We start from the raw sequence: 23,607 nt of genomic DNA, 5'->3' as shown, positions 1-23,607 counted from the left end.
ACAGATCCACATGTGGGAGGGGGCCCCCCGATGAGGCCCTCAGCGTTTCCCCGCACCATTGCCCTGCTGAACAACCCACTCCACCACCTGCCTGTTCAACTGATCTCCCGCCAACCCAAACCCGGCCACCACCGCCGGCACTTTGGTGTCAGTCACCGCCTGCTGCACTTCAAACCGCCGGCTGGCAATAATCCGCTGATCACTCCCACGCACCAGGCGTGCGTCGAGGCGGATCACCACCGCTACCCCACTGCCCCGGTACTCGCTCTGAAACGCCTGCAACTGCCCGCCCAATTCATAATCGGCCTGCAGGTTGGTGTCGTCGGTGCTCAACAGCGTCACGCGTCCATCGCGCTGGAACCCGTCCATCAGGCGATTGCGCAGCAGCACGGGCACTGGGTCGCTCCAGCGTGAGTTCGCATAGCTGCTGATCAAATCGCCATTGGGCACCACGGCGATGCGCGGGCTGTCGAGGAACTCACTGGTCTGCGGCTTTGCCAGGCGCAGCGACCAACTGACCGGCGCTCCCTGGTTGGCGGCCTGGGTCGAGGGCAGTCGGTAGACGTCCGACGGATCCGCCTTGGGCAGGATCGAGCAGGCGCTGATCAGCGCCAAGGCCACAGGGGCGATCATTTGGTAAGCACGCTTCATGGCGTGAACTCCTTGTTTTTGTCGCTGCCCAGCAGGTAGCCGCTGGGGTTGGCTTCCAGGCGGCGAGAGATGGCGCGCAGTGAACCGAGGGTTTCGCGCAGTTCGCGCACGGCCGGCGCCAGTTCGTTGAGACCCTGCATGCCGCTGTTCACCGAGTCCTTGTTGTTGGTGAGCAAGGTATTGATGGTGGCGGTGCTTTGCTCAAGGGATTTCATCGCCTGTTCGGCGCTGCCGAAGACCTGCTTGCCTTGATCACTGAGCAGGCCATTGGCGTTGCGCATCAGCGCCGTGGTCTGCTCCAGGGCGGCCCCGGCCTGCTTGCTTACCTGCATCAATTGCTGCATCACCACCTTGATATCCCCACGCTGGTCGGCAATCGCGCCGGTGGTCTGTTCCAGATGGTCCAGGGTGTTGCTGAGGCGCTCGACATTCTGCGCGGAGAACATGTCGTTGGCGTTGTGCAGCAGCAGGTTGATGCTGGTCATCAGGTCGTTGCTGTTATTGAGCAATCGCGCGATCGGCGATGGCGAGGCGATGATCTCCGGCAGGTTGCCGTCCTTGCCCTTGAGCTCCGGGCTTTGCGGCGTGCCGCCGCTGAGTTGGATGATCGAGGTGCCGGTGATGCCGGTCAGCGCGAGTTTGGCCTGGGTGTCTTCCTTGATCGGTGTCTGGCCGGCCAGGCGAATGCGCGCGAGTACGCGGCGCGGGTCCTTGGGGTCCAGGCGCAGGCTGATGACATCGCCCACCTTGATCCCGCTGTATTGCACCGAGCTGCCCTGGGACAGACCGCTGACCGCTTCGTTGAAGATCACTTCGTAATCCTGGAAGGCGCTGTCGACGCTGGATTTGGCCAGCCACAGGCCAAACAGCATCGCGCCGACCACCACGATCACGCTGAACAGACCGATCATCACATGATGGGCTCGGGTTTCCATGTCATACCTCGTTGAGCGGTTGAGCGGCATCCAATGCCGCGCGGCCTCGGGGGCCGTGGAAATATTCGTGAATCCAGGCGTCGTCCGTTTCCGAGACGATATCGATGGCATCGGCCACCAGCACCTTCTTCTGCGCCAGCACCGCCACACGGTCGGTGATGGTGTAGAGCGTGTCCAGGTCATGGGTGACCAGGAACACGCTCAGGTCCAGCGCATCACGCAGGGTCAGGATCAGTTGGTCGAATTGCGCCGCACCAATCGGGTCGAGGCCGGCGGTGGGTTCGTCGAGGAACAGGATGTCCGGGTCCAGCGCCAGGGCGCGTGCCAGGGCCGCGCGCTTGATCATGCCGCCGGACAGCGAGGCCGGGTATTTGTCGGCCGCCGACAGCGGCAGTCCGGCCAAGGCCAGCTTGACCGCCGCCAAGTGCTCGGCATCACGGCGGCTGAGCCCAGCATGTTCGATCAGCGGCAGCGCGACGTTCTCGGTCACTGTCAGCGAGGAGAACAGCGCGCCCTTCTGGAACAGTACGCCAAAGCGCCGTTCCACCAGCGAGCGTTCATGTTCCGGCAGGCTCGGCAGGTTCTTACCGAACACCCGCACTTCGCCTTCACTGGGCCGGCGCAGGCCGACGATGCTGCGCAGCAGCACCGACTTGCCGCTGCCGGAGCCGCCGACCACCGCAAGGATTTCGCCCTTGTACAGATCCAGGTCGAGATGCTCGTGTACGCGCTGGCTGCCAAAGCGATTGCACAGGCCACGCACTTCAATCACCGCCTCGGTGGGCGCACGGTGCAGACGACTCACCAGCCCATCTCCATGAAGAACAACGCGGCCACCGCATCCAGCACGATCACCACAAAGATCGATTGCACCACGCTGGAGGTGGTGTGGGCGCCGACCGATTCGGCGCTGCCGCTGACCTTGAAGCCTTCCAGGCAGCCGATGGCGGCGATCAGGAAGGCGAAGAACGGGGCTTTTACCATGCCCACCAGGAAGTGCTGCACGCCAATGTCCGATTGCAGCAGCGAGAGGAACATCGCCGGCGAGATGTCCAGGGCCACGGCGCAGACCACGCCGCCGCCGACGATCCCCGCCAGCATTGCCATGAACGTCAGCATCGGCAGTGCCACCAGCAACGCCAGCACGCGCGGCAATACCAGCAACTCCATCGGGTCCAGGCCCAGGGTGCGGATGGCGTCGATTTCTTCATTGGCCTTCATCGAGCCGATTTGCGCGGTGAAGGCGCTGGCGGTGCGACCGGCAATCAGGATGGCGGTGAGCAATACGCCGAATTCCCGTAGGAAAGAGAACGCCACCAGGTCCACGGTAAAGATCGTTGCGCCAAAGCTCTTGAGCACTGTAGCGCCGAGGAACGCCACGACGGCACCGACCAGAAAGGTCAGCAACGCGACGATGGGCGCGGCGTCGAGGCCGACCTGCTCAAGATGGGCGACCATTGGCGTCAGGCGCCAGCGCTTGGGCCGGAAAATGCCCCGGGCGAAGGTTTCGAGGATCAGGCCGATAAAGCCCAGCAGTTGCTTGCTGTCTTGCCAGACCTTGTCCACGGCCGCGCCGATACGCGCCAGCACCTGAATGCCGGTGGCTTCTTCCGGCGCTTTGTCCGGCACGCAAAAATCGTTGAGGGAGCGGTAGACGGTCTTGAGCAGCGCGCGGTCGGCGGCGGACAGGCTGCAGTCGGTCTGCTCGGCGGATTGTTCGATACGGGTGGGCCCCAGCAGCTCCACCAGCAGCGAGGCGCCGGCGGTATCCAGGGCGCCGAGACCATTGAGATCGATGCGCGCACCAGCATCGTATTGGCCGTCGAGCTTGTCCGACAGCTTCTTCAGGTTTGCGTAGTGGGCAAGCGTCCAGTCCCCTGTAATCCGCAGTAATGGGGGGGCGGTGGACGTATCGAGGTGGGCTGTGCCGGCCGTGGTGCTACTGGTCATAAGCTCCGAGCTTGTTTGCTATCCACAATTCCTACGTAATAGCACGATCCTGCCTACTTTGGGTTGTCCGTTTGTGCTGCGTCAGTCACTTTGAAGCGCAGCACACCGATGACCTGCCCGTCTTCGGTCAGCACCCTCACCTGCCAGCGGCCGACCGCATCGGGCGGGAAGTTCTGCTTGTGGGTCCAGGCGCGATAGCCTTCCTTGCGCCCGCCGTGGATATCCAACGCGATGCGGTCCACCTCTTTGCCGTTGAGTTTCCACACGTGGTAGATCCGCTCATCCAGCCCGCGCGGCGCGTTGATTGCGGTGTAGGCATAGAGCCCGCCGCTGCGCAGTTGGGCGGCGCTGACTTCCTTGAGGTCGTCACCCGGCGTGCGGTCTTGCAGTTGGGTGCTGATCGCCACTTCGGTCATCCACAAGGTGGCCGGCGGTACCCAACTGCGCAGGAACCAGCCCGCGCAACCAATGGCGGCCGTTACCCCTAGCAGCATCGCCCAGCCCTTGAGGCTGCGCAGCGGCAGGCTCACCGCCAGGCTTGGAATCGACAAGGCCATGGCGACGCCGAGGGCGAGTTTGTAACTTTCGGCGGTGGTCAGGTGCAGGATGATCGGCAGCGCAGTGAGCAGCGCGGCGAACAGGGTCAGGGTGTGCAACGCGAGGAACAACGAACGCTTGGGCGCCAGCCATTTGTAGTACAGCGGGTCGACGATCGACACCAGCGCGGCCGCGCCGAGCAGGCCGGTGAACACCGATTGGCCGCTGTTCCAGGCAGTGGTGACGAAAAAGAACGGCAGCACGAAGAACAGACTTTCCTGGTGGATCATCTGGGTCGCGTAGCGCAGCAGGGGTTCGGGTATTTCGCGCTTGAAGACTTTGGTGAACAGCTGGGTAAAGCTGTTTTCCAGCATCAGCCACAGCCAGCTCACCAGCATGATCACCGCGATCCAACTGGCCATGCCCTGCTGGCGATCCACCAGAATGAAGCTGCAGACACCCGAGATAAAACCGCCGAGTGCAATCACCCCTGGGTAGCGCTTCATCAGTTCGAGGACGCGGGTGATTAAGCGGGTCAGGTTTTGCATTCGGCGGTTCGCAGTCTTTGTAGGAAAAAATCCCAGACAGAATAACGTCTTAGGCCAGGGTTCGGTGCCTCATTACGCGATCCGTTTGCGATAACGGCGCAGGCCGATCAACGCAATGGCGATCAGCCCGAGGACGCCGGCGCCGATCCAGTTGAGCATGTCGTAGCTCAGGAGTGGTTTCTCGATGCGCCAGTAACCCGGTTGCTTGAGCAACTCGCGCATGGCCTGGCTGGTCTGCTCCAGGCTCACGGCCTTGATGCGTTTGACCGGGTCGCTGAAGTGGCCGTTGTCGTAATCGCCCGAGGCGCTCCAATAATAGTCGGCCAGCGCGCTGTTGCCCTGCACGGCCCAGGCCTGGCGGGCGATGGCGGCCTGTTTGAGGCGGGCAAATACCGTTGGGTCAAGGCCGTCCTTGAGCAGTTGCGCCTTGAGGTCCTGCAGCACCCGCTCGGCTTCGGGGAGGTTGTCCCGCTCTAGGTCGGCATTCAGGCTGAGGAAGCCAACGCCGCCGAGCACCTCGCGCTCGCTCCAGGGGCCGTAGGACAACCCATGCTTGAGGCGCAGTTGGCGGTACAGCGCCCAGTCCAGGTAATCCTTGAGCAGGTCGTAGGTTTCATCGTGCTGGTCGTCCAGCACCGGCTCGGGGAACAGCCAGTGCAGTTTGGCACTGTCGCCCACCCAGCCGTGGATCAGGTCGCGGTGGCTGGCGGCGGCGTGCTGGATCTGCGGCAGCGCCGGGTGCTCGCTGGGTTCGATCGGGTCGAGTTGGCCGTAGGTGCGTTCCAGGTAGGCCGGCAGCAGTTTGTCGAGGTCGCCGACGATGATCAGGGTCATGTTGTTGGGGGCGTACCAATTTTTGCGCAGCGTCTCCAGTTGGTCGCGGGTCAGGTGATCGACCTCGGCGCGCTCGGCGCATTTGAGCCCCAGCTCGATGGCCAGTTGATTGCTGGCGGTGTGGCCCAGGTCCTGGCGGTCGAGCAGGCGTTGCAGGTGGGAGTAATGACCGCCGTCTTCGCGCTCGACTACCTGTTTGGCCGCGTTGATATTGGCGTCGGTCAGCTGGGTGCGGGTGATGATCGCCAGCAGCAGGTCGAGCACCTTGCGCTGGTTTTGCGCGGGTGCCTCGATCACAAAGGTCGTATCGGCGTTGCTGGTGTAGGCGTTCCACTCGCCACCCAGGGCTTGCATGCGGTCTTCCAGCTCGCCTTCGCCGCCGCCGTCGATACCGCTGAACAGCAAGTGCTCGAGCAGGTGCGGCAGTTCCTTGTCCTCGCAGCCGAAGTCGTCCAGGCCGACGCCGACCACCAGGCGAATCGCCACATGGCCGCGCTCGGTGCCCGGTTTAAGCAGCAATTGCAGGCCGTTGGGCAAGGTGTAGCCCTCAACCTGCAAGCGGTCAAAGGCAAAGACGTGGGCAGAACCCATGAGCAGGCAAGCGAACAACAGGCGACGCATAACAAGCTTCCTGGCGAGTGAGGTCAGCTTTAACTGACTTCACGGGCCATCGTACGTTCAGGGCGAATGTGTGATGTCGGCAATATCTTCGGCGGAGAGTGCGCCGGTTTCGGACGTTTCCAAGACTACATAAGCACTGCTGCAAAACAACGAGTTCAAGCGTTTCATGTCGGCAATCAGCTCCAGATGCAGGGAACTGGTCTCCAGGCTCTGCACGATCTTGCGCTGCAGGCGGCTGACGTGGGCGTGGGCCAGGCGGCGTTCCTGGGCGCGGAAGCGGCGCTTTTCGCGCAGCAGTTGGCGGGCGCTTTCCGGGTCGGCACTGAGGAACACCGACAAGCCCAGGCGCAGGTTGGCGATCAATTGGCTGTGCAGGCCGGTGAGTTCTTCCAGGCCCACTTCGGAAAACTGGCGGCGTTGGGAGGTTTTCTGCTGCTGGACTTTACGCAGCATGCGTTCGATCAGGTCGCCGGCCAGTTTCAGGTTGATCGACAGCTCGATGATTTCGGCCCAGCGCCGACTGTCTTGCTCGCTGAGGTCTTCGCGAGGCATTTGCGCCAGGTAGAGTTTGATTGCGCTGTAGAGTGCCTCGACATCGTCGCTGAGGCTGCGTATTTCCTGGGTAATGGCTGTCTGTTTGCCGCGCAGCACTTCCTGCATGGCGGTAAGCATGTTGTCGATCAGATCACCCAGGCGCAGGGTTTCGCGCGCGGCGTTGGCCAGGGCCAGGCTCGGTGTGGTCAGGGCCGTGGGGTCCAGGTGGCGCGGTTGGGCCTTGCCGTTGACCTCGTCCCGCTCCGGCAGTAACCAGGCGCACAGCCTGGCCATGGGGCCGATGGTGGGCAGCAGGATCAGGCAACGGCTGACGTTGTAGAGCAGGTGGAAGGTGATGACCATGCCTTGGGCACTGTAGTCCAGCCCGTCCATCCACAGCACCAACGGGTCGAGTACCGGAATAATCAGCAGCAGGCCGATCAGTTTGTACAGCAGGCTGCCCAAGGCGACCTGGCGACCGGCGGCGTTCTGCATGCTGGTGCTGAGAAAGGCCAGCACGCCGCTGCCGATGTTGGCGCCGATTACCAGGCCGATGGCCACGTGCAAGCCGATCACCCCGGCGCCGGCCAGGGTGGCGGTCAGCAGGACAGCGGCGAGGCTGGAGTAGGAAATCATCGCGAACAGGGCGCCGACCAGGGCATCGAGCAAAATATCGCCGGTCAGCGAGGCGAACAGTACTTTCACGCCCTGGGCGTGGGTAATCGGCCCGGCGGCTTCGACGATTAACTGCAGCGCGAGGATGATCAGCCCGAGGCCGATCCCGACCCGGCCCAACTGCCCTGCCCGCGTCTGTTTGCGCGACAGGAAGAAAATCACCCCGAGAAAGATCAGCAGCGGCGACAGCCAGGACAGGTCGAAGGTCAGCACCCGCGCCATCAGCGCGGTACCGACGTCGGCGCCGAGCATGGTCGCCAGGGCGGGCACCAGCCCCATCAGGCCCTGGCCGACAAAGGAGGTCACCAGCATTGCCGTGGCGTTGCTGCTCTGCACCATGGCAGTCACCAGGATGCCGGCGACAAATGCCAGCCAGCGCTTGGACATGTTCTGCCCGATGACTTGACGCAGGTTTGAACCGTAGACCCGCAGGATGCCGGTACGGACGATGTGCGTGCCCCAGATAAGCAGGGTCACGGCGGAAAGCAGATTGAGCAAGGTCAGCATGCTCGGCCCCCCGTGTGGGTGCGCTCCAAGAGGAGCGAAGGAAAGTTGCCGCGTGCCGTTCTACGTCTTGTAGTTAAGCTGTAGTTGGCGAATGGGCTCGGCGCCAGCATCGCATAGCTAAAGTGGGGATTGAAACAAAACTGTCATGAAATCAGCTTTTTATGCATGAAAAAAAGGGGCTTATAAAAGCCCCTTTTTTGTCTGGCTCGGGTTTATTGACCCGGAATGTCCTTGCGCAGTTTCACAGGGTCCTGCTGTTTCTTCTTTTTCGCGATGGCGGTGCGCATCTTGATGTTCACCGCTTCCACCGCCAGCGAGAACGCCATGGCGAAGTAGACGTAGCCTTTTGGCACGTGCACGTCGAAGGATTCGGCGATCAGCACGGTACCGACCACCAGCAGGAACGACAGTGCCAGCATTTTCAGCGACGGGTGCTTGTCGATGAAGTCGCTGATGGTGCCGGCGGCCAGCATCATCACCAATACGGCAACAATGATCGCGGCAACCATGACCGGCACATGGGAGACCATGCCCACGGCGGTGATCACCGAGTCCAGGGAGAACACGATGTCGATGATCGCGATCTGGATGATGGTGTAGATGAACTTGCCACCGGCGCCCTTGGGTTCGTCGTGGGTTTCGTCTTCACCTTCCAGGGCGTGGTACATCTCCTGGGAGCTTTTCCACAGCAGGAACAGGCCACCGAAGAACAGGATCAGGTCGCGGCCTGAAATGCCTTGGCCGAAGACCACGAACAGGTCGTCGGTCAGGCGCATGACCCAGGTGATCGACAGCAGCAACAGGATTCGCGTGACCATGGCCAATGCCAGGCCGAAGATCCGGGTGCGTGCCTGCATATGCTTGGGCATGCGGCTGACCAGGATCGAAATCATGATGATGTTATCGATGCCCAGGACGATCTCGAGGGCCGTCAGGGTGAAGAAGGCAATCCAGATTTCCGGATTGGTCAGCCATTCCATGTGTATTCCTTTGAGCAAGTGTTAAACCGCGCAAGCTGCAGCGCCGCGCGGTGAGTGAGTCGGTACGATTATAGAGTGCTGAACAGCGGAAAAATCCCCATCAGCAATGCGGCGAACATTATGCACAGGCATACCAGGACTGCCCACTTCAGGGTGAAGCGCTGGTGATCGCCAAATTCGATACCGGCCAGGGCCACCAACAGGTAGGTCGACGGTACCAGCGGGCTGAGCAAGTGCACGGGCTGGCCAACGATCGAGGCGCGGGCCATTTCCACCGCGGTGATGCCGTAGTGGCTGGCGGCTTCGGCGAGTACTGGCAGTACGCCGTAGTAGAACGCATCGTTGGACATGAAGAAGGTGAACGGCATGCTCACCAGTGCGGTGATCACCGCCAGGTAAGGGCCCATGGCTTCCGGAATGACGGCCAGCAGGCTCTTGGACATGGCATCGACCATGCCGGTGCCCGACAGGATGCCGGTGAAGATCCCTGCGGCGAAGATCAACCCGACCACCGCCAATACGCTGCCGGCGTGGGCGGCGACGCGGTCTTTCTGCTGTTGCAGGCACGGGTAGTTGACGATCATCGCGATACTGAATGCCACCATGAACAGCACCGGCAGCGGCAACAGGCCGGCGATCAGGGTGCACATCAGGGCCAGGGTCAGGGCACCGTTGAACCAGATCAGCTTCGGACGGCGGGCGTCCGGGTATTGCGACACGCTGATCTCGCTGTGGTCGATCTCGTCGCCTTGCAGGTGCAGTTCACCCAGGCGCGCACGTTCGCGCTTGCCGTACATGTAGGCAATCACCAGGATCGCCACCACACCGGCGGCCATCGCCGGGATCATCGGGACGAAAATATCCGAGGGGTCCACGTGCAGCGCACTGGCGGCGCGGGCGGTCGGGCCGCCCCAAGGGGTCATGTTCATCACGCCACCGGCGAGGATGATCAGGCCGGCCATGATCCGCGGGCTCATGCCGATGCGCTGGTACAGCGGCAGCATGGCGGCCACGCAGATCATGTAGGTGGTGGCGCCGTCACCGTCGAGGGACACCACCAGGGCCAGCACCGCGGTGCCGACCGATACCTTCAGCGGGTCGCCCTTGACCATCTTGAGGATCTTGCGCACGGCCGGGTCGAACAGGCCGGAGTCGATCATCAGGGCAAAATAGAGGATGGCGAACATCAGCATCACGCCGGTCGGCGCGAGCTTGGTAATGCCTTCGAGCATCATCGGGCCGATCTTCGGTGCGAAACCGCCGAACAGCGCGAACAGGATAGGCACGATGATCAGGGCGATCAGCGCGGACAGGCGCTTGGTCATGATCAGGAACATGAACGTGATGACCATGGCAAAGCCAAGGAAAGTCAGCATAGGAATACTCCAGGCGTAGCGCGGCTAGGGAATGGCAAACCGGGGTGGGGTCAGCGCAGAACGAAAGGCACTAGGCGTACGGGTGGAGTTGGGGCGAACAGGCGGGTACGGACGGACATCGGGGATCACCATTGTTGTTGTGTACAGCCGGTCTGTTGCCGGCAGTTGGGGGCGATCCTAGACGCGTTAGCTTTCAGCCAGCTTTCGTTGGCAAAACAGTTGGTGGTGGGAAGATGTACGGTCTTCAGGTGTACACATTGCAAATGTGGGAGGGGGCTCGCTCCCACATTGGAATGTGTTTATCCCGTGTACTTCAGGGCAGCTCGAGGCCGCCCGCTGCTTTGTGCAGTTTGCGCAGGTGTTCACCCACCTGCTTGAGGTTGGCTTCACACGCGGCAATTTCGGCCGCGCGGGACGGCTCCAGCAGCGCCCTCACCTCTTTATCCAGCTCGCCGGTGAGCGATTGCAGCTGCTTCTGGCGCTCGGCGCTTTCCGATTCCAGGCGCTTGGCTTCCGATGGTTGCGGCAGGCCATAGCCACCGCTGCCCAGCAGTTCTGCCGGACGGCTGAGGAAGCCACTGTTGGCGAGGATCTGCTGCAGTGTGGCGTTGGCTTTCTCCATGCCGCCGTTTTTCAGCTCGCGTGCACCGAGGTAGCGTTGCTTGACTTCGTCCTGGGCCAGCATCAGCTGTTTGCGAAAGCTCGCCTGTTCCAGCAGCAGCAGTGCGGCGCTGGTGCGCAGGTCGGCCTGGCCAAACCACTGGCGGCGCTCTTCGGCGCTGAGGGACAGCCAGTCTTCAACCTGGGTCTGTTTGATCGGCAGGTGTTTGCGCAGCACGTCGAACATGGCCTGGTAGCGTTCGCGGAAGGAGTCGAAGTGATACCCCAGGCGCATGGCCTCGCGTTTGTCGTTGAGTACGCTGGTATCCGCCAGGCCGCGGGCTTGCAGCACTTCCAGCAGGCCATTCGGTGTGATGTTGTCCAGGCCGGTCAGCTGCGGGTTGGCGCTGCCGCTGCGCAGCAGTTTCAGGCTTTCGACCGCGCAGTTGTTGGACAGGAAGTAATAGTTGCCGTCATAGCTCCAATGCATTTCAGCGGCGTGCTCGACGGTGTCGTTGATCTCCTGGCGCGACAGTTTCAGCGGCACGGACGCCAGGCCGCGCAGTTCGGTCTTGGTGTATTCGTCGATCACCTGGGCCAGCGGCAACACGAACAGCCGTGACGGGTACTTGCCCACCAGGCCGTCCCAGCTGGACAGCTGTACATCGCCGACGAAGGCGCGGTAGGACAGCACCAGGTGCTGGTCCAGGTCGAGTCGGCAGTCCGGCCCACGGGGGCGGCCCGGCGCGCAGATCACCAGGCGCAACATACTGTGGCCCCAGCGGCTGACCAGGTTCTGGTTGGCTTCGGCCAGCAGGTAGTCGATTTCGTAGACCCGCTCCGGGTCGACGTGGCCCAGGGGGGTCTTGGCGAAATCGTTGCCGGCGTTGAGGAACGCGTAGGTCTTGGCGCAGGTGTCTTGTTCCGGTGGGGCCCAGCCGAAGTGTTCCTTGTAATAGCGGAACAGCGCGGGGCGCCGGCAGGCATAGCTTGGGTCGAGGAGGAAGTACTCCATATTGACCGCTACGAATTCCAGCGGGCTGGTGGTTTCGTAGATATCCGGGCTGCGCGCGACCTGACGGTTGTGTTGTTCGCGCTCACCGCGACGGCCGATATATTGCGGCCAGCCCGCCAGGTCCAGCAGGCGCGGGTCATCGCTGAGGGTGAAGCGCCGGTCATTCTGGCCACGACATTGGTCGGGCAGGCCGATCAGGCCGGTGATGTTGTTCTGGCGGCTGCAACGCTGGATCAGCGCGCGTTCGTCCTTGGGCCACAGGCGCGCACGGTCATAGATGTGGGTCAGTTCGTGCAGGACGGTGGCGAGCATTTCCCGGCGCACGGTGCCGTGGGGGCGATTGGTTTTCTGCGTGGCGGCGCTGCCGTCGGTCAGGCTGTCGAGCAGGTTGCGGTTGAGGTCCAGCTCGGACACCAACGAAGCCTGGCCATAGGCATTTTCGGGCATCTTGTCGGTCCAGCCGACATCGATGCGCCGGTCCAACTGCTCGACGACGCGCGGTGGCAGCGAGCGCATCGCCTCATCGAGCAATGCCTGGCTGGCCTGCTGTTCGGCCGGGCTCAAGCCATCTGTCTTGAGCCGCAGTTGCAGGCTGGCCTGGGCTGCGCTGGCACACAGCAGCACAGTCCCGGCCAGGAGCCAGGCGACAAGGCGCCTCACAGAGCGAGGATAGCTTCGGCGAGGGTCTGGTCGCTGGCATCGCGCGCTTCCGGCAGGCGGGTGCGCAGGGTGTCGAAGGCGGCTTCCAACTGTGCGCCGCGGATCTCGCCGTTGGTGGCGACGAAACTGGCCGCGTCATCGTGGGCTTCGCGCACGACTTTGGAGTCGCGGATGGAGGTGGTGGTGTCCGAAGTGAAATCAATGGTGCGGCCAGAGGCGCGAACAATGATGTTACTGGTGGCCACCAGGGTATGTGCCTGGGCAACGTCGGCCAACAACAGCAGGCCAAGGGTGGCGGCGATCAGCGGGCTACGCATGGAATGACTCCGAAATACAAAGATGATTATTGGACGAGAATTGCCTGCGCCAGTTCAAGGTCGCTGGCGTTAAGTTTTGGTTGGGTACGGCGCAGGTAATCCAGCGCGGATTCCAGCCGTGCGCCCCGCCATTGGCCGTCAGTGGCGATAAACGCAGCGGCATCATCCTGGGCCGCCACGACTACTTTCCGGTCGAAAGGCGCGGAGGTCACCTTGCTGGTGGCGTACGCACTCGCGACGGTACCTTGGATGGTCAGGTCAAAGGCCGAAGCCAATGGCGACCAGCTGGCACACAAACACACAGGGACTATTAGCAGGCGGTATGAAAAAGCCATGGGACTCGACAACTGAAAGCGAGCGCCAAGGCTAGCGTAATGCCCGGGCGAGAGCCAGTGCGGCGGCATCGGGGAGCGACGGGCGCTCCCTTTGTGTCAACTCACTCAAATAGCCAGGATGGCTTGGGCCAGCTGTGCGTCAGTCGCGGTGTTCAGTTGCGGCGCCTGTTGGCGGATCTGGGCCAGGGCGCTTTCCAGCTTCACACCACGAATGGCGCCTTCGCTTGCGACGAAGCTGGCTGCGTCGTCACGGGCGGCGCGCACGACCTTGTTATCCCGCAGTGACGAAGTGGCATCGGAGGTGGCGTCGGAAGTAGCCTTCAGTGCGCCGACGATGGAGTCGGTGGTCACGATGAAGCTGGATGCGCTGGCGTTGGTGGCCAGGGCCAGCAGGGCAGCAGCACTCAGCAGGCGAATACGGGACATGGGGTGACTCCTGTAGGTGAACGAATAAGGTGGCGCAGGGCAGCCATTCGGGATCAGACGCCTGTTCTAAACGGTTCGCCACGTTGTGCATGGATATTAAGCCGCTGTTTATCCGTTCGGAAAGCTTCTTGACTGCCTAGTCTCGCCAGAACGGCTTGGACAGCTCGGCCATTCGGTCTCCCGGGCTGATGCCGACATCGGAGAGTTCTCGAAGGTCGAGTTGCGCCAGTTGGCGGCGTTCGTAGGCGTGGCGGAGCCATTTGGCCAGCGTGGAAGCTGTCCTGTGTAACAGCCGTTTATAGAGAGAGGGTTGGGTGTCCATGGTGAGCGCCTTTCGTGAGGTCCTGGAACACCATGGTGGGCGAGTGGCTCTGACCGTTACAGATACACCAATGTTTAATTGTACTGCTTAACTGTTATATTTTTTGAACTGTACTGGTTTGGATGAATGGCTTCTGTTTGGACGGAAAGAAGGCTCTCCCGGAAAACAACAAAGCCCGCCTCCGGTTTCCCGGGGCGGGCTTTGTTTTGACAAATCAGTGCTGGCTGTGGACCCGGTGGGTCAGGGCCAGCGGGCGTCAATTAACGCCAGAACGGCTTGCTCAGCTCTTCGTAGCGTTGAGCTTCGCTGATACCGGCATCAGCCAGCAGACGCGAATCCAGACGAGCCAGTTGATGGCGGCTGGAGATGCGGCGCTGCCACAACATCAGGTTGGCGAGAACGCGCAAAGGCAGGGAAGCCTGGGTGTTTACAGCTTTTTCTTCGAAGAACAGTTCGGAACTGAGTGTACGTTCCATGATGACATCCTTCCGCTTGTGGCGGGATTAGGTAGTGGTTTAACTGATGCCAATGATCCTCCTCCGGCGCAAGACTCTCTAGATACAGTTCACCTGTATTGTGAGGGGCCAGTTAACTGTTTATAGGCGCTGTACTGTACGGAAATGGGGCAACTGTACTTGTCCGCACTGAAATAGTGCGAAATAAGCATTTTGTGACGTGAGTGTGGGAATTTTCGGTAGGAAATGACCGGTACAGCAGTACAGTTTTTTCAAGAAGCGAGGGTTGTGGCATCGAGCTGACGAAACTGTGTTTGCGTCAGCTCGAATCTGTATCAATCAAGCCTTGAGCATATGCCCGGTTTCTTCCAGGTTAATGTGCCAACTCAGTGCTTCGCGCAGGATGTGTGGCGTGTGTCCGCCGATGGCGCAGGCTGTGTTGAAGTAACTGTTCAGCGCATCGCGGTATGCCGGATGCACACAGTTGTCGATGATCACCCGGGCTCGCTCCCGTGGCGCCAGGCCCCGCAGGTCGGCGAGGCCTACTTCGGTGACCAGGATGTCGACGTCGTGCTCGGTGTGGTCCACATGGCTGACCATCGGCACCACGCTGGAAATCGCGCCGCCCTTGGCAATCGACTTGGTGACGAAGATCGCCAGATGCGCGTTGCGCGCGAAGTCGCCGGAACCGCCGATGCCGTTCATCATCCGCGTGCCGCAGATGTGGGTGGAGTTGACGTTGCCGTAGATGTCGAACTCCAGCGCCGTGTTGATGCCGATAATGCCCAGGCGCCGCACTACTTCAGGGTGATTGGAGATTTCCTGCGGGCGCAGCACCAGCTTGTCTTTGTAGTGCTCCAGGTTGCCGAACACGTCGGCATTGCGCCGCTCCGACAGGGTGATCGAGCTGCCCGAGGCAAAGCTCAGTTTGCCGGCGTCGATCAGGTCGAACGTCGAGTCCTGCAACACTTCCGAATACATGGTCAGGTCTTCGAACGGCGAATCGATCAGGCCGCACATCACTGCGTTGGCAATGTTGCCGATCCCGGCCTGCAGCGGGCCAAGCTTGTTGGTCATGCGCCCGGCGTCCACTTCCTGCTTGAGGAAGTTGATCAGGTGGTTGGCGATGCCCTGGGTATCGCTGTCGGGTGGTGTCACGGTGGAGGCTGAGTCGGCCTGATTGGTGATCACGATGGCGACGATCTTCTCCGGCGGGATCGGGATCGCGGTGCTGCCGATGCGGTCGTCGACCTTTACCAGGGGGATCGGCGTACGGGTTGGTCGGTAGGTCGGGATATAGATGTCGTGCAGCCCTTCCAGATTCGGGTTGTGTGCCAGGTTGATCTCGACGATCACTTGCTTGGCGAAAATCGCGAAGCTGGCGGAGTTACCCACGGACGTGGTGGGCACGATATGGCCTTGTTCGGTGATCGCAACGGCCTCGATGACGGCAATGTCCGGCAGCTTGAGCTGGTTGTTGCGCAGTTGCTCGACGGTTTCCGACAGGTGCTGATCGATAAACATCACTTCGCCGGCGTTGATCGCCTTGCGCAACGTGCTATCGACCTGGAACGGCATGCGTCGGGACAGCACGCCGGCTTCGGTCAATTGCTTGTCCAGGTCGTTACCCAGGCTGGCGCCGGTCATCAGGGTGATTTTCAGCGGGGACGTCTTGGCGCGTTCGGCCAGGGCGTGGGGGACGGCCTTGGCTTCACCGGCACGGGTGAAGCCGCTCATGCCGACGGTCATGCCGTCCTCGATCAGTGCGGCGGCGTCTGCCGCGCTCATGACCTTGTTCAACAACGAAGGCAAGCGGATACGATCACGGTACATGAATTGTTATCTCAGGCTACGGAAGCAAGGTGGGCAGTGTAGTGATTTCAAAAAATTTCGGCCCGCTACCATGGTCGAATGCGGGGCAGCGATTTAGAGCCTTTGGTCGGGTTTCATGGGGTAATAAAAAACCCCAGCCTACTGGAGGCCGGGGTTTGGGGTATTGCTCTGGCGCAGTGTTACTCGACGGCCTTGACCATGTCTTCGATGACCTTCTTGGCATCACCGAAGACCATCATGGTCTTGTCCAGGTAGAACAGTTCGTTATCCAGCCCGGCATAACCACTGGCCATCGAGCGCTTGTTGACGATGATGGTCTTGGCCTTGAACGCTTCCAGGATCGGCATGCCGGCAATCGGCGAGTTGGGGTCGTTCTTGGCGGCCGGGTTGACCACGTCGTTCGCGCCCAGCACCAGCACCACGTCAGCCTGGCCGAATTCGGAGTTGATATCCTCCATCTCGAACACCTGGTCGTAAGGCACTTCCGCTTCGGCCAGCAGGACGTTCATATGCCCAGGCATACGGCCGGCCACCGGGTGGATCGCGTATTTCACGGTCACGCCACGGTGGGTCAGCTTCTCGGTCAATTCCTTCAGGGCATGCTGTGCCCGTGCCACTGCCAGGCCATAGCCTGGAACGATGATCACGGTGTCGGCGTTGGTCAGCAGGAAGGTGGCGTCGTCGGCCGAACCGGATTTTACCGGGCGTGCTTCTTTAGAGCCTGCTGCGGCACCGGCATCCGGCGCATTGCCGAAACCGCCGAGCAGTACATTAAAGAAGGAGCGGTTCATCGCCTTGCACATGATGTACGACAGGATCGCACCGCTTGAACCCACCAGCGAACCGGCAATGATCAGCATCGAGTTGTTCAGCGAGAAGCCGATGCCCGCCGCTGCCCAGCCGGAGTAGCTGTTGAGCATCGACACAACAACCGGCATATCGGCGCCGCCAATCGGGATGATGATCAGCACGCCGAGCACGAACGCCAATGCCAGCATCAGCGCAAAGGCGGTGAGGTTGCCGGTGAACATGAACGCCAGGCCCAGGCCCAGGGTTGCGAGGCCGAGTACCAGGTTGATCTTGTGCTGGCCGCCAAACTGTACCGGTGCGCCTTGGAACAGGCGGAACTTGTACTTGCCCGAGAGCTTGCCGAACGCGATCACCGAACCGGAGAAGGTAATTGCGCCGATGGCCGCGCCGAGGAACAGCTCCAGGCGGTTGCCCGCCGGGATCGCATCGCCCAGGTGTTTGACGATGCCCAGGGACTGTGGCTCGACCACGGCGGCAATCGCGATAAACACCGCGGCCAGGCCGATCATGCTGTGCATGAAGGCGACCAGTTCGGGCATCTTGGTCATTTCTACGCGCTTTGCCATGATCGAGCCGGCGGTGCCGCCGACCAGCAGGCCGACGATCACGTAGCCGATACCGGCGGTGGCCAGCTCAGCGCCGAGCTTATAGATGAGGCCCACGGTCGTGAGTACCGCCAGCGCCATGCCGAGCATGCCGAACAGGTTGCCGCGTCGTGACGTAGTGGGATGCGACAGGCCTTTGAGGGCCTGGATAAAGCAGATCGACGCGATCAGGTACAGCGTCGTCACCAGATTCATGCTCATTACTTCGGCGCCTCTTCTTTTACTTTCGGGGCTTTCTTCTTGAACATCTCCAGCATCCTGCGAGTTACCAGGAAACCGCCGAACACGTTCACGGCTGCGAGGGCCACAGCCAGGGTGCCCATGGTCTTGCCCAGTGGCGTAACGGTCAGCGCTGCAGCGAGCATGGCGCCGACAATCACAATCGCTGAAATGGCGTTGGTCACTGCCATCAACGGTGTGTGCAGTGCGGGCGTTACGTTCCAGACCACGTGGTAACCGACATAAATCGCCAGCACAAAGATGATCAGGTTGTAGATACCGGGGGAGATAAGCTCTTCCATCGTCTGAATCCCTGCTTAGGCGTTTTTGCGGATGACTTGGCCGTCGCGGCACATGAGGCACGCGGCGACGATGTCGTCTTCGAGGTTGATTTCAAACTGCCCTTCCTTGTTGAAGACCAGCTTCAGGAAGTCCAGCAGGTTGCGCGCATACAAGGCCGACGCATCGGCGGCGACGGCGCCGGCGAGGTTGGTCGGGCCGCAGATGATTACGCCGTTCTCCACCACCACCTGGTCGGCGACGGTCAGCGGGCAGTTACCGCCCTGGGCGGCAGCGAGGTCGATGACCACCGAGCCGGGCTTCATCTGCGCGACGGTGTCGGCGCTGAGCAGCGTCGGCGCCTTGCGGCCGGGGATCAGGGCGGTGGTGATGACAATGTCGGCCTGCTTGGCGCGTTCGTGCACGGCCAGCGCCTGGCGTTGCATCCAGCTGCTGGGCATCGGGCGCGCGTAGCCGCCGACGCCAACGGCGCATTCACGTTCTTCGTCGGTTTCGTAGGGCACGTCGACGAACTTGGCGCCAAGGGATTCGATCTGCTCTTTTACCGCAGGGCGCACGTCGGATGCTTCGATCACCGCGCCCAGGCGTTTCGCCGTGGCGATGGCTTGAAGGCCTGCAACACCGGCGCCGAGGATCAGCACGCGCGCGGCTTTGACCGTACCGGCGGCGGTCATCAGCATCGGCATGAAGCGCGGGTAATGATGGGCGGCGAGCAACACGGCTTTATAGCCGGCGATGTTGGCCTGGGACGACAGCACGTCGAGGCTCTGGGCCCGCGAGGTACGTGGCGCAGCTTCCAGCGCAAAGGCCGTGATGCCCTGTTCGGCCAGCTTGGCAATGGTTTCGTTGCTGAACGGATTGAGCATGCCCACCAACACGGTGCCGCTTTTGATCAGCGCCAGTTCGCTGTCGCTGGGGGCGACCACCTTGAGAATCAGCTCGGCGCCAAACGCATCGCCGGCACTGCCAATGGTCGCGCCTGCCGCTTCATAGGCACTGTCGACGATGCTGGCCTTGAGGCCTGCGCCGCTTTGAACAGTGACCTTATGGCCCTGGCCGATCAGCTTCTTGATGGTTTCCGGGGTGGCAGCCACCCGCGTTTCACCGGTCTGGGTTTCGAGAGGAACACCAATGTGCACGTCAAATCTCCTGCATGATCTTTTTGCTTTTGATCTTTTTGTAAAAAGGCCAGTGCACCGCGAGTGGCGCAGCTGGGGCGGCCGATCAGCACGATCCCGCTGAAATGACAGCGGGGCGCGGCATTTTGCAGGCGAACTTTACGGCCTTCAAGGGATTATGACGGGTGACGAAAAATTAACTACAAGTCACCCTGTGACTGATTGTCGCAACACGTTGAAATAACCTCTTTAAATACAGGTGTTTAAAGGGCTGCAGCTGATTCGTGTATTTTTTTCCATCGTTGATGTGAATAGTCGGGCATTGGCTGATAGGAGTCGCTACAAGCCACGAAAATCATGGCTTTAAGCCTTGTTTCAGACTGACAGGTACAGTCTGCTTAAATGCGACATATACGTATATCTGTAGGCTTTAGATTTAGCTGACTACAAAGTCAGCATGTGAGGCTTGTCCTTTAAATGCTGGGGCTGTACTGCTGCGATTGGTCGATCAACCAGTCTCTGAACGCGTGCAGTGAAGCGGATTCGACTTTTCTGTCAGGAATCATCAGGTAATAAGCCTTCGAACTGGTCAGCGCCTTCGGGCTTGCGATCACCAGTCGCTGCTCGTCCAGTTCTCGCTGGATAAGGAATGGAGGGATCAGTGCAATACCCATGTCATGCATGGCGGCTTGAGACAACATCGAGAATAGCTCGTAACGTGGGCCTGTCATGTCGCGGGGCACGTTCAGTTGCTGGGCGTTGAACCATTGGCGCCAGGCGTAAGGGCGGGTGGTCTGCTGCAGCAATGGCAGTTCTGCAATCTCCTGGGGGGTGAATCGCTCAAGTTCGCCCAATAGTCGCGGGCTGCACACGGGGACAGGATTTTCTCCCATGAGCCTGTGGGATTCGGTGCCGGACCAATCGGCGTCGCCGAAGTAGATTGCTGCGTCGAACTCTGTGTCGGCAAACAGAAAAGGACGCGTGCGGTTAGTCAGGTTTACCGTCACCTCTGGATGCTGTCGTTGAAAGTCCTTGAGGCGAGGGATCAACCATTGCGTACCAAACGTGGGTACTACGGCCAGTTCAATGGTGTTTGCGCCTTGCTGCCCCATGACGGACAGGGTATCGCGCTCCACGGCGTCCAGCTGGGTGGCCACGCGACGGCTGTATGAAAGTCCCGCCTCCGTCAGCTTTACCCCGCGCCGTGAGCGCCGAAACAGCTCGACACTTAAAAACTCCTCCAGGCTGGCGATCTGTCGGCAAATGGCGCCTTGGGTGATGGAAAGCTCATGCGCCGCCTTGGTAAAGCTCTCGTGGCGGGCTGCCGCTTCAAAACTGACAAGGGCGGTGGTGCTGGGAATTTTCCTGCGCATATACCTTGTCCTCACACAAAAAGTGCAGCTGAGTCGCTTATAGGCGTTACGGAGTGAGAAATTAGCACAAGCCTATGCAAAAACCTCGTTTGCTCTCCCTGCCTGCCCGGCCTAGGCTCCATGCACGACTTCTGATTTTCTTTGCGAGGACTCATTCATGGCTGGCAAGGCAAGCTTCAACTGGATCGATCCACTGCTGCTGGATCAACAGCTCACCGAAGAGGAGCGCATGGTGCGCGACAGTGCTGAGCAATTCGCCCAGGACAAGCTGGCGCCGCGTGTGCTTGAAGCTTTTCGCCATGAAAAGACCGACCCGGCGATTTTCCGTGAAATGGGTGAGACCGGTTTGCTGGGGGCAATGATTCCTGAGCAGTACGGGGGCAGTGGTTTGAACTACGTCAGCTACGGCCTGATTGCGCGTGAGGTTGAGCGCGTCGACTCCGGTTATCGCTCGATGATGAGTGTGCAGTCGTCACTGGTGATGGTGCCTATCAATGAGTTCGGCACCGAAGCGCAAAAGCAGAAGTACTTGCCGAAATTGGCCTCGGGCGAATGGATTGGCTGCTTTGGTTTGACCGAGCCTGACCACGGTTCCGATCCCGGCGCGATGGTTACTCGTGCACGCAAAGTGGATGGCGGCTACAGCCTGACGGGCGCAAAAATGTGGATCACCAATAGCCCGATTGCGGACGTGTTTGTGGTGTGGGCCAAGGACGATGCTGGGGATATTCGTGGGTTTGTCCTGGAGAAAGGCTGGAAAGGCCTGAGTGCGCCGGCGATTCACGGCAAGGTCGGCCTGCGCGCCTCCATCACCGGTGAGATCGTGATGGATAACGTGTTTGTGCCGGAAGAGAACATTTTCCCGGATGTGCGCGGCTTGAAGGGCCCTTTCACCTGCCTTAACTCGGCGCGTTATGGCATCTCCTGGGGGGCTTTGGGTGCTGCCGAGTTCTGTTGGCACACCGCACGCCAGTACACCCTGGATCGCCATCAGTTCGGCCGTCCATTGGCAGCAACTCAATTGATCCAGAAGAAGCTGGCCGATATGCAGACCGAAATCACCCTGGCGCTGCAAGGCTGCCTGCGCCTGGGGCGTATGAAGGAAGAGGGAACGGCTGCGGTTGAAATCACATCGATCATGAAGCGCAACTCATGCGGCAAGTCCTTGGACATCGCACGTATGGCGCGGGACATGTTGGGGGGTAACGGCATCTCCGATGAGTTCGGGGTGGCGCGTCATCTGGTGAACCTGGAGGTGGTTAACACCTATGAGGGCACCCATGACGTGCATGCCCTGATTCTGGGGCGCGCGCAAACCGGTCTTCAGGCGTTCTATTAATAGGGGAACGGCATGGGCGCGCTTTCGCATCTGCGGGTATTGGATTTATCGCGAGTGTTGGCAGGCCCCTGGTCCGGGCAGATCCTTGCGGACCTTGGGGCTGAGGTGATCAAGGTCGAGCGACCTGGTAGCGGTGACGATACGCGCGCCTGGGGGCCGCCCTTCCTTAAGGATGTTGATGGCGAGAACACGAGTGAGGCGGCGTACTACTTGTCGGCTAATCGCAACAAAGAGTCGGTGACGATCGACTTCACGCGGCCGGAGGGACAACGGCTGGTGCGAGATCTGGCGGCCAAGTCCGACATCTTGATCGAGAACTTCAAGGTGGGTGGCCTGGCGGCGTATGGGCTGGACTACGAGTCGCTCAAGAAGGTGAATCCCGAGTTGATCTACTGCTCGATCACTGGCTTCGGTCAGACGGGGCCGTATGCCGCTCGCGCGGGGTATGACTTCATGATCCAGGGGTTGGGTGGGCTGATGAGTCTTACTGGTCGGCCGGAAGGCGATGAGGGGGCCGGGCCGGTGAAGGTGGGGGTGGCGTTGACTGACATTCTCACTGGGCTCTACTCGACGGTGGCGATCCTTGCTGCGCTGGCGCATCGGGATCATGACGGGGGTGGGCAGCATATCGATATGGCGTTGCTTGATGTGCAGGTGGCTTGTCTGGCTAACCAGGCGATGAACTACCTGGCCACGGGAGCGGCGCCAAAACGACTGGGTAATGCTCATCCGAATATCGTGCCTTATCAGGATTTTCCTACGGCCGATGGCGATTTCATACTGACCGTGGGTAATGACGGGCAATTTCGTAAGTTCGCCGAAGTGGCTGGGCAGCCGCAGTGGGCGGATGATCCGCGGTTCTCTACTAATAAGGTGCGGGTAGCCAACCGCGCTGAGCTGATTCCATTGATTCGCCAGGTTACGGTCTTCAAGACTACGGCTGAGTGGGTGTCACAACTGGAGCGGGTTGGTGTGCCTTGTGGGCCGATCAATGACCTGGCCCAGGTGTTTGCCGATCCTCAGGTAAAGGCACGAGGGCTGGCGATACAGCTGCCGCATGCGTTGGCGGGGATGGTGCCGCTGGTGGCCAGTCCGATTCGGTTATCCAAGACGCCTGTGGAGTACCGTACTGCGCCTCCTTTGTTGGGGCAGCATACGGCTCAGGTGCTGCAGGATGTATTGGGGCTGGGCTCGGCGAATGTGAAGGCTTTAAAAGAAGCGGGAGTTATCTAGGAGCGCTCTTCTATATAGAGGGCGTTTTTGGTGGTTTTTTAATCAACTTCGGTAGATTGATAGGAAAACCAAATTAAATGTTGACGGCAGATTCTAGAAGTCTATAATTCGCCCCACTTCCGGCGCAGTCGAAACGTAAAACTCCTTGGTAAACAACGAGTTATGCAGAATAAGACAGCGGATTTCTTCAGTTCATCGAAGCCCAGAAGGAGTTGGTAGAGTCGTGTTGTTTGGCGCTATTAACGATTCGATCTTCTCGGTCGAAAGCGGAGAAAAAGAGGTGTTGACAGCAGCGTGTAACGCTGTAGAATTCGCCTCCCGCTGACGAGAGATCGGAAGCGCAAGTGGTTGAAGTTGTTGAAGAAATCTTCGAAAGCTTCTGAAAATAATCACTTGACAGCAAATGAGGCTGCTGTAGAATGCGCGCCTCGGTTGAGACGAAAGCTCTTAACCAACCGCTCTTTAACAACTGAATCAAGCAATTCGTGTGGGTGCTTGT

Annotated in this window: 22 protein-coding genes; 2 read left to right on the top strand and 20 right to left on the bottom strand. The window is 60.4% G+C overall.

Annotated features, from left to right (window positions below):
* Positions 1 to 39: 39 nt before the first annotated feature.
* From B9N88_RS31625 to B9N88_RS31530, 20 genes are all read right to left on the bottom strand, one after another.
* A complete protein-coding gene (locus B9N88_RS31625; protein ID WP_027608017.1) occupies positions 40 to 651 on the bottom strand; it encodes an ABC-type transport auxiliary lipoprotein family protein in 612 nt (203 codons plus the stop codon).
* On the bottom strand, positions 648 to 1,586 hold the full coding sequence (locus B9N88_RS31620) for an MlaD family protein (protein ID WP_027608016.1): 939 nt from the start codon (positions 1,584 to 1,586) through the stop codon (positions 648 to 650). Before B9N88_RS31620 ends, B9N88_RS31625 begins: the two co-directional genes overlap by 4 nt.
* A 1-nt stretch (position 1,587) precedes the next feature.
* Positions 1,588 to 2,391: an ABC transporter ATP-binding protein gene (locus B9N88_RS31615; protein ID WP_027608015.1), complete on the bottom strand. Its 804-nt coding sequence runs from the start codon at positions 2,389 to 2,391 to the stop codon at positions 1,588 to 1,590.
* Positions 2,388 to 3,536 (bottom strand): ABC transporter permease, encoded by a 1,149-nt coding sequence (locus B9N88_RS31610; protein ID WP_027608014.1) that lies wholly within the window; start codon positions 3,534 to 3,536, stop codon positions 2,388 to 2,390. Before B9N88_RS31610 ends, B9N88_RS31615 begins: the two co-directional genes overlap by 4 nt.
* A 53-nt stretch (positions 3,537 to 3,589) precedes the next feature.
* Positions 3,590 to 4,621 (bottom strand): DUF5924 family protein, encoded by a 1,032-nt coding sequence (locus B9N88_RS31605; RefSeq protein WP_027608013.1) that lies wholly within the window; start codon positions 4,619 to 4,621, stop codon positions 3,590 to 3,592.
* Between the two features lie 72 nt (positions 4,622 to 4,693).
* Entirely contained in the window at positions 4,694 to 6,076 is a 1,383-nt protein-coding gene (locus B9N88_RS31600) for a M16 family metallopeptidase (RefSeq protein ID WP_027608012.1), read from the bottom strand.
* A 57-nt stretch (positions 6,077 to 6,133) separates the two neighbouring features.
* A complete protein-coding gene (locus B9N88_RS31595; RefSeq protein ID WP_027608011.1) occupies positions 6,134 to 7,792 on the bottom strand; it encodes a Na/Pi cotransporter family protein in 1,659 nt (552 codons plus the stop codon).
* 212 nt (positions 7,793 to 8,004) lie between these two features.
* Complete coding sequence (locus tag B9N88_RS31590; protein ID WP_027608010.1) at positions 8,005 to 8,772, bottom strand: TerC family protein; 768 nt, start codon at positions 8,770 to 8,772, stop codon at positions 8,005 to 8,007.
* A 68-nt stretch (positions 8,773 to 8,840) separates the two neighbouring features.
* Complete coding sequence (locus B9N88_RS31585; protein ID WP_003170826.1) at positions 8,841 to 10,148, bottom strand: CitMHS family transporter; 1,308 nt, start codon at positions 10,146 to 10,148, stop codon at positions 8,841 to 8,843.
* Between the two features lie 313 nt (positions 10,149 to 10,461).
* Positions 10,462 to 12,423, bottom strand: a complete 1,962-nt coding sequence (locus B9N88_RS31580) for a DUF7844 domain-containing protein (protein ID WP_027608009.1) — start codon at positions 12,421 to 12,423, stop codon at positions 10,462 to 10,464.
* Positions 12,420 to 12,740 (bottom strand): DUF2388 domain-containing protein, encoded by a 321-nt coding sequence (locus tag B9N88_RS31575; RefSeq protein ID WP_027608008.1) that lies wholly within the window; start codon positions 12,738 to 12,740, stop codon positions 12,420 to 12,422. The genes B9N88_RS31580 and B9N88_RS31575 overlap by 4 nt, the downstream gene beginning before the upstream one ends.
* Before the next feature lie 26 nt (positions 12,741 to 12,766).
* Complete coding sequence (locus tag B9N88_RS31570; protein ID WP_027608007.1) at positions 12,767 to 13,075, bottom strand: DUF2388 domain-containing protein; 309 nt, start codon at positions 13,073 to 13,075, stop codon at positions 12,767 to 12,769.
* Positions 13,076 to 13,180: 105 nt separating this feature from the next.
* A complete protein-coding gene (locus tag B9N88_RS31565; protein ID WP_027608006.1) occupies positions 13,181 to 13,501 on the bottom strand; it encodes a DUF2388 domain-containing protein in 321 nt (106 codons plus the stop codon).
* 136 nt (positions 13,502 to 13,637) lie between these two features.
* Positions 13,638 to 13,823, bottom strand: coding sequence for a DUF1127 domain-containing protein (locus tag B9N88_RS31560; protein ID WP_027608005.1), 186 nt, complete (start codon positions 13,821 to 13,823; stop codon positions 13,638 to 13,640).
* Positions 13,824 to 14,083: 260 nt separating this feature from the next.
* Positions 14,084 to 14,299, bottom strand: a complete 216-nt coding sequence (locus B9N88_RS31555; RefSeq protein ID WP_003187413.1) for a DUF1127 domain-containing protein — start codon at positions 14,297 to 14,299, stop codon at positions 14,084 to 14,086.
* 318 nt (positions 14,300 to 14,617) lie between these two features.
* Complete coding sequence (locus tag B9N88_RS31550; RefSeq protein WP_027608004.1) at positions 14,618 to 16,111, bottom strand: acetyl-CoA hydrolase/transferase family protein; 1,494 nt, start codon at positions 16,109 to 16,111, stop codon at positions 14,618 to 14,620.
* 179 nt (positions 16,112 to 16,290) lie between these two features.
* On the bottom strand, positions 16,291 to 17,727 hold the full coding sequence (locus B9N88_RS31545) for an NAD(P)(+) transhydrogenase (Re/Si-specific) subunit beta (protein WP_027608003.1): 1,437 nt from the start codon (positions 17,725 to 17,727) through the stop codon (positions 16,291 to 16,293).
* Positions 17,727 to 18,047, bottom strand: a complete 321-nt coding sequence (locus B9N88_RS31540; RefSeq protein ID WP_003187417.1) for an NAD(P) transhydrogenase subunit alpha part 2 — start codon at positions 18,045 to 18,047, stop codon at positions 17,727 to 17,729. The genes B9N88_RS31545 and B9N88_RS31540 overlap by 1 nt, the downstream gene beginning before the upstream one ends.
* A gap of 15 nt (positions 18,048 to 18,062) precedes the next feature.
* Positions 18,063 to 19,184: a Re/Si-specific NAD(P)(+) transhydrogenase subunit alpha gene (locus B9N88_RS31535; protein WP_027608002.1), complete on the bottom strand. Its 1,122-nt coding sequence runs from the start codon at positions 19,182 to 19,184 to the stop codon at positions 18,063 to 18,065.
* Positions 19,185 to 19,636: 452 nt separating this feature from the next.
* Positions 19,637 to 20,536, bottom strand: a complete 900-nt coding sequence (locus B9N88_RS31530; RefSeq protein WP_027608001.1) for a LysR family transcriptional regulator — start codon at positions 20,534 to 20,536, stop codon at positions 19,637 to 19,639.
* Positions 20,537 to 20,693: 157 nt separating this feature from the next.
* Between B9N88_RS31530 and B9N88_RS31525 the strand changes: the two genes are divergently transcribed.
* Entirely contained in the window at positions 20,694 to 21,875 is a 1,182-nt protein-coding gene (locus B9N88_RS31525) for an acyl-CoA dehydrogenase (protein WP_027608000.1), read from the top strand.
* A gap of 12 nt (positions 21,876 to 21,887) precedes the next feature.
* The gene (locus tag B9N88_RS31520; RefSeq protein WP_027607999.1) at positions 21,888 to 23,108 is read left to right on the top strand and encodes a CaiB/BaiF CoA transferase family protein; all 1,221 of its coding nucleotides are present in this window, start codon (positions 21,888 to 21,890) and stop codon (positions 23,106 to 23,108) included.
* Positions 23,109 to 23,607 lie beyond the last annotated feature (499 nt).

Origin of the sequence: Pseudomonas sp. LAMO17WK12:I1 (genome assembly GCF_900177315.1) — a bacterium.
Taxonomy (GTDB): Bacteria; Pseudomonadota; Gammaproteobacteria; order Pseudomonadales; family Pseudomonadaceae; genus Aquipseudomonas; species Aquipseudomonas marginalis.
Note: the sequence above shows the minus strand (reverse complement) of the source record. Positions and strands in the feature narration are given on the sequence as shown.

Coding starts and splice junctions, on each gene's coding strand:
- B9N88_RS31605 (WP_027608013.1), bottom strand. CDS start 4,621: ATGCAAAACCTGACCCGCTTAATCACCCGCGTCCTCGAACTGATGAAG.
- B9N88_RS31525 (WP_027608000.1), top strand. CDS start 20,694: ATGGCTGGCAAGGCAAGCTTCAACTGGATCGATCCACTGCTGCTGGAT.
- B9N88_RS31540 (WP_003187417.1), bottom strand. CDS start 18,047: ATGGAAGAGCTTATCTCCCCCGGTATCTACAACCTGATCATCTTTGTG.
- B9N88_RS31600 (WP_027608012.1), bottom strand. CDS start 6,076: ATGCGTCGCCTGTTGTTCGCTTGCCTGCTCATGGGTTCTGCCCACGTC.
- B9N88_RS31620 (WP_027608016.1), bottom strand. CDS start 1,586: ATGGAAACCCGAGCCCATCATGTGATGATCGGTCTGTTCAGCGTGATC.
- B9N88_RS31570 (WP_027608007.1), bottom strand. CDS start 13,075: ATGGCTTTTTCATACCGCCTGCTAATAGTCCCTGTGTGTTTGTGTGCC.
- B9N88_RS31565 (WP_027608006.1), bottom strand. CDS start 13,501: ATGTCCCGTATTCGCCTGCTGAGTGCTGCTGCCCTGCTGGCCCTGGCC.
- B9N88_RS31555 (WP_003187413.1), bottom strand. CDS start 14,299: ATGGAACGTACACTCAGTTCCGAACTGTTCTTCGAAGAAAAAGCTGTA.
- B9N88_RS31585 (WP_003170826.1), bottom strand. CDS start 10,148: ATGCTGACTTTCCTTGGCTTTGCCATGGTCATCACGTTCATGTTCCTG.
- B9N88_RS31545 (WP_027608003.1), bottom strand. CDS start 17,727: ATGAGCATGAATCTGGTGACGACGCTGTACCTGATCGCGTCGATCTGC.
- B9N88_RS31610 (WP_027608014.1), bottom strand. CDS start 3,536: ATGACCAGTAGCACCACGGCCGGCACAGCCCACCTCGATACGTCCACC.
- B9N88_RS31575 (WP_027608008.1), bottom strand. CDS start 12,740: ATGCGTAGCCCGCTGATCGCCGCCACCCTTGGCCTGCTGTTGTTGGCC.
- B9N88_RS31590 (WP_027608010.1), bottom strand. CDS start 8,772: ATGGAATGGCTGACCAATCCGGAAATCTGGATTGCCTTCTTCACCCTG.
- B9N88_RS31520 (WP_027607999.1), top strand. CDS start 21,888: ATGGGCGCGCTTTCGCATCTGCGGGTATTGGATTTATCGCGAGTGTTG.
- B9N88_RS31550 (WP_027608004.1), bottom strand. CDS start 16,111: ATGTACCGTGATCGTATCCGCTTGCCTTCGTTGTTGAACAAGGTCATG.
- B9N88_RS31560 (WP_027608005.1), bottom strand. CDS start 13,823: ATGGACACCCAACCCTCTCTCTATAAACGGCTGTTACACAGGACAGCT.
- B9N88_RS31625 (WP_027608017.1), bottom strand. CDS start 651: ATGAAGCGTGCTTACCAAATGATCGCCCCTGTGGCCTTGGCGCTGATC.
- B9N88_RS31530 (WP_027608001.1), bottom strand. CDS start 20,536: ATGCGCAGGAAAATTCCCAGCACCACCGCCCTTGTCAGTTTTGAAGCG.
- B9N88_RS31595 (WP_027608011.1), bottom strand. CDS start 7,792: ATGCTGACCTTGCTCAATCTGCTTTCCGCCGTGACCCTGCTTATCTGG.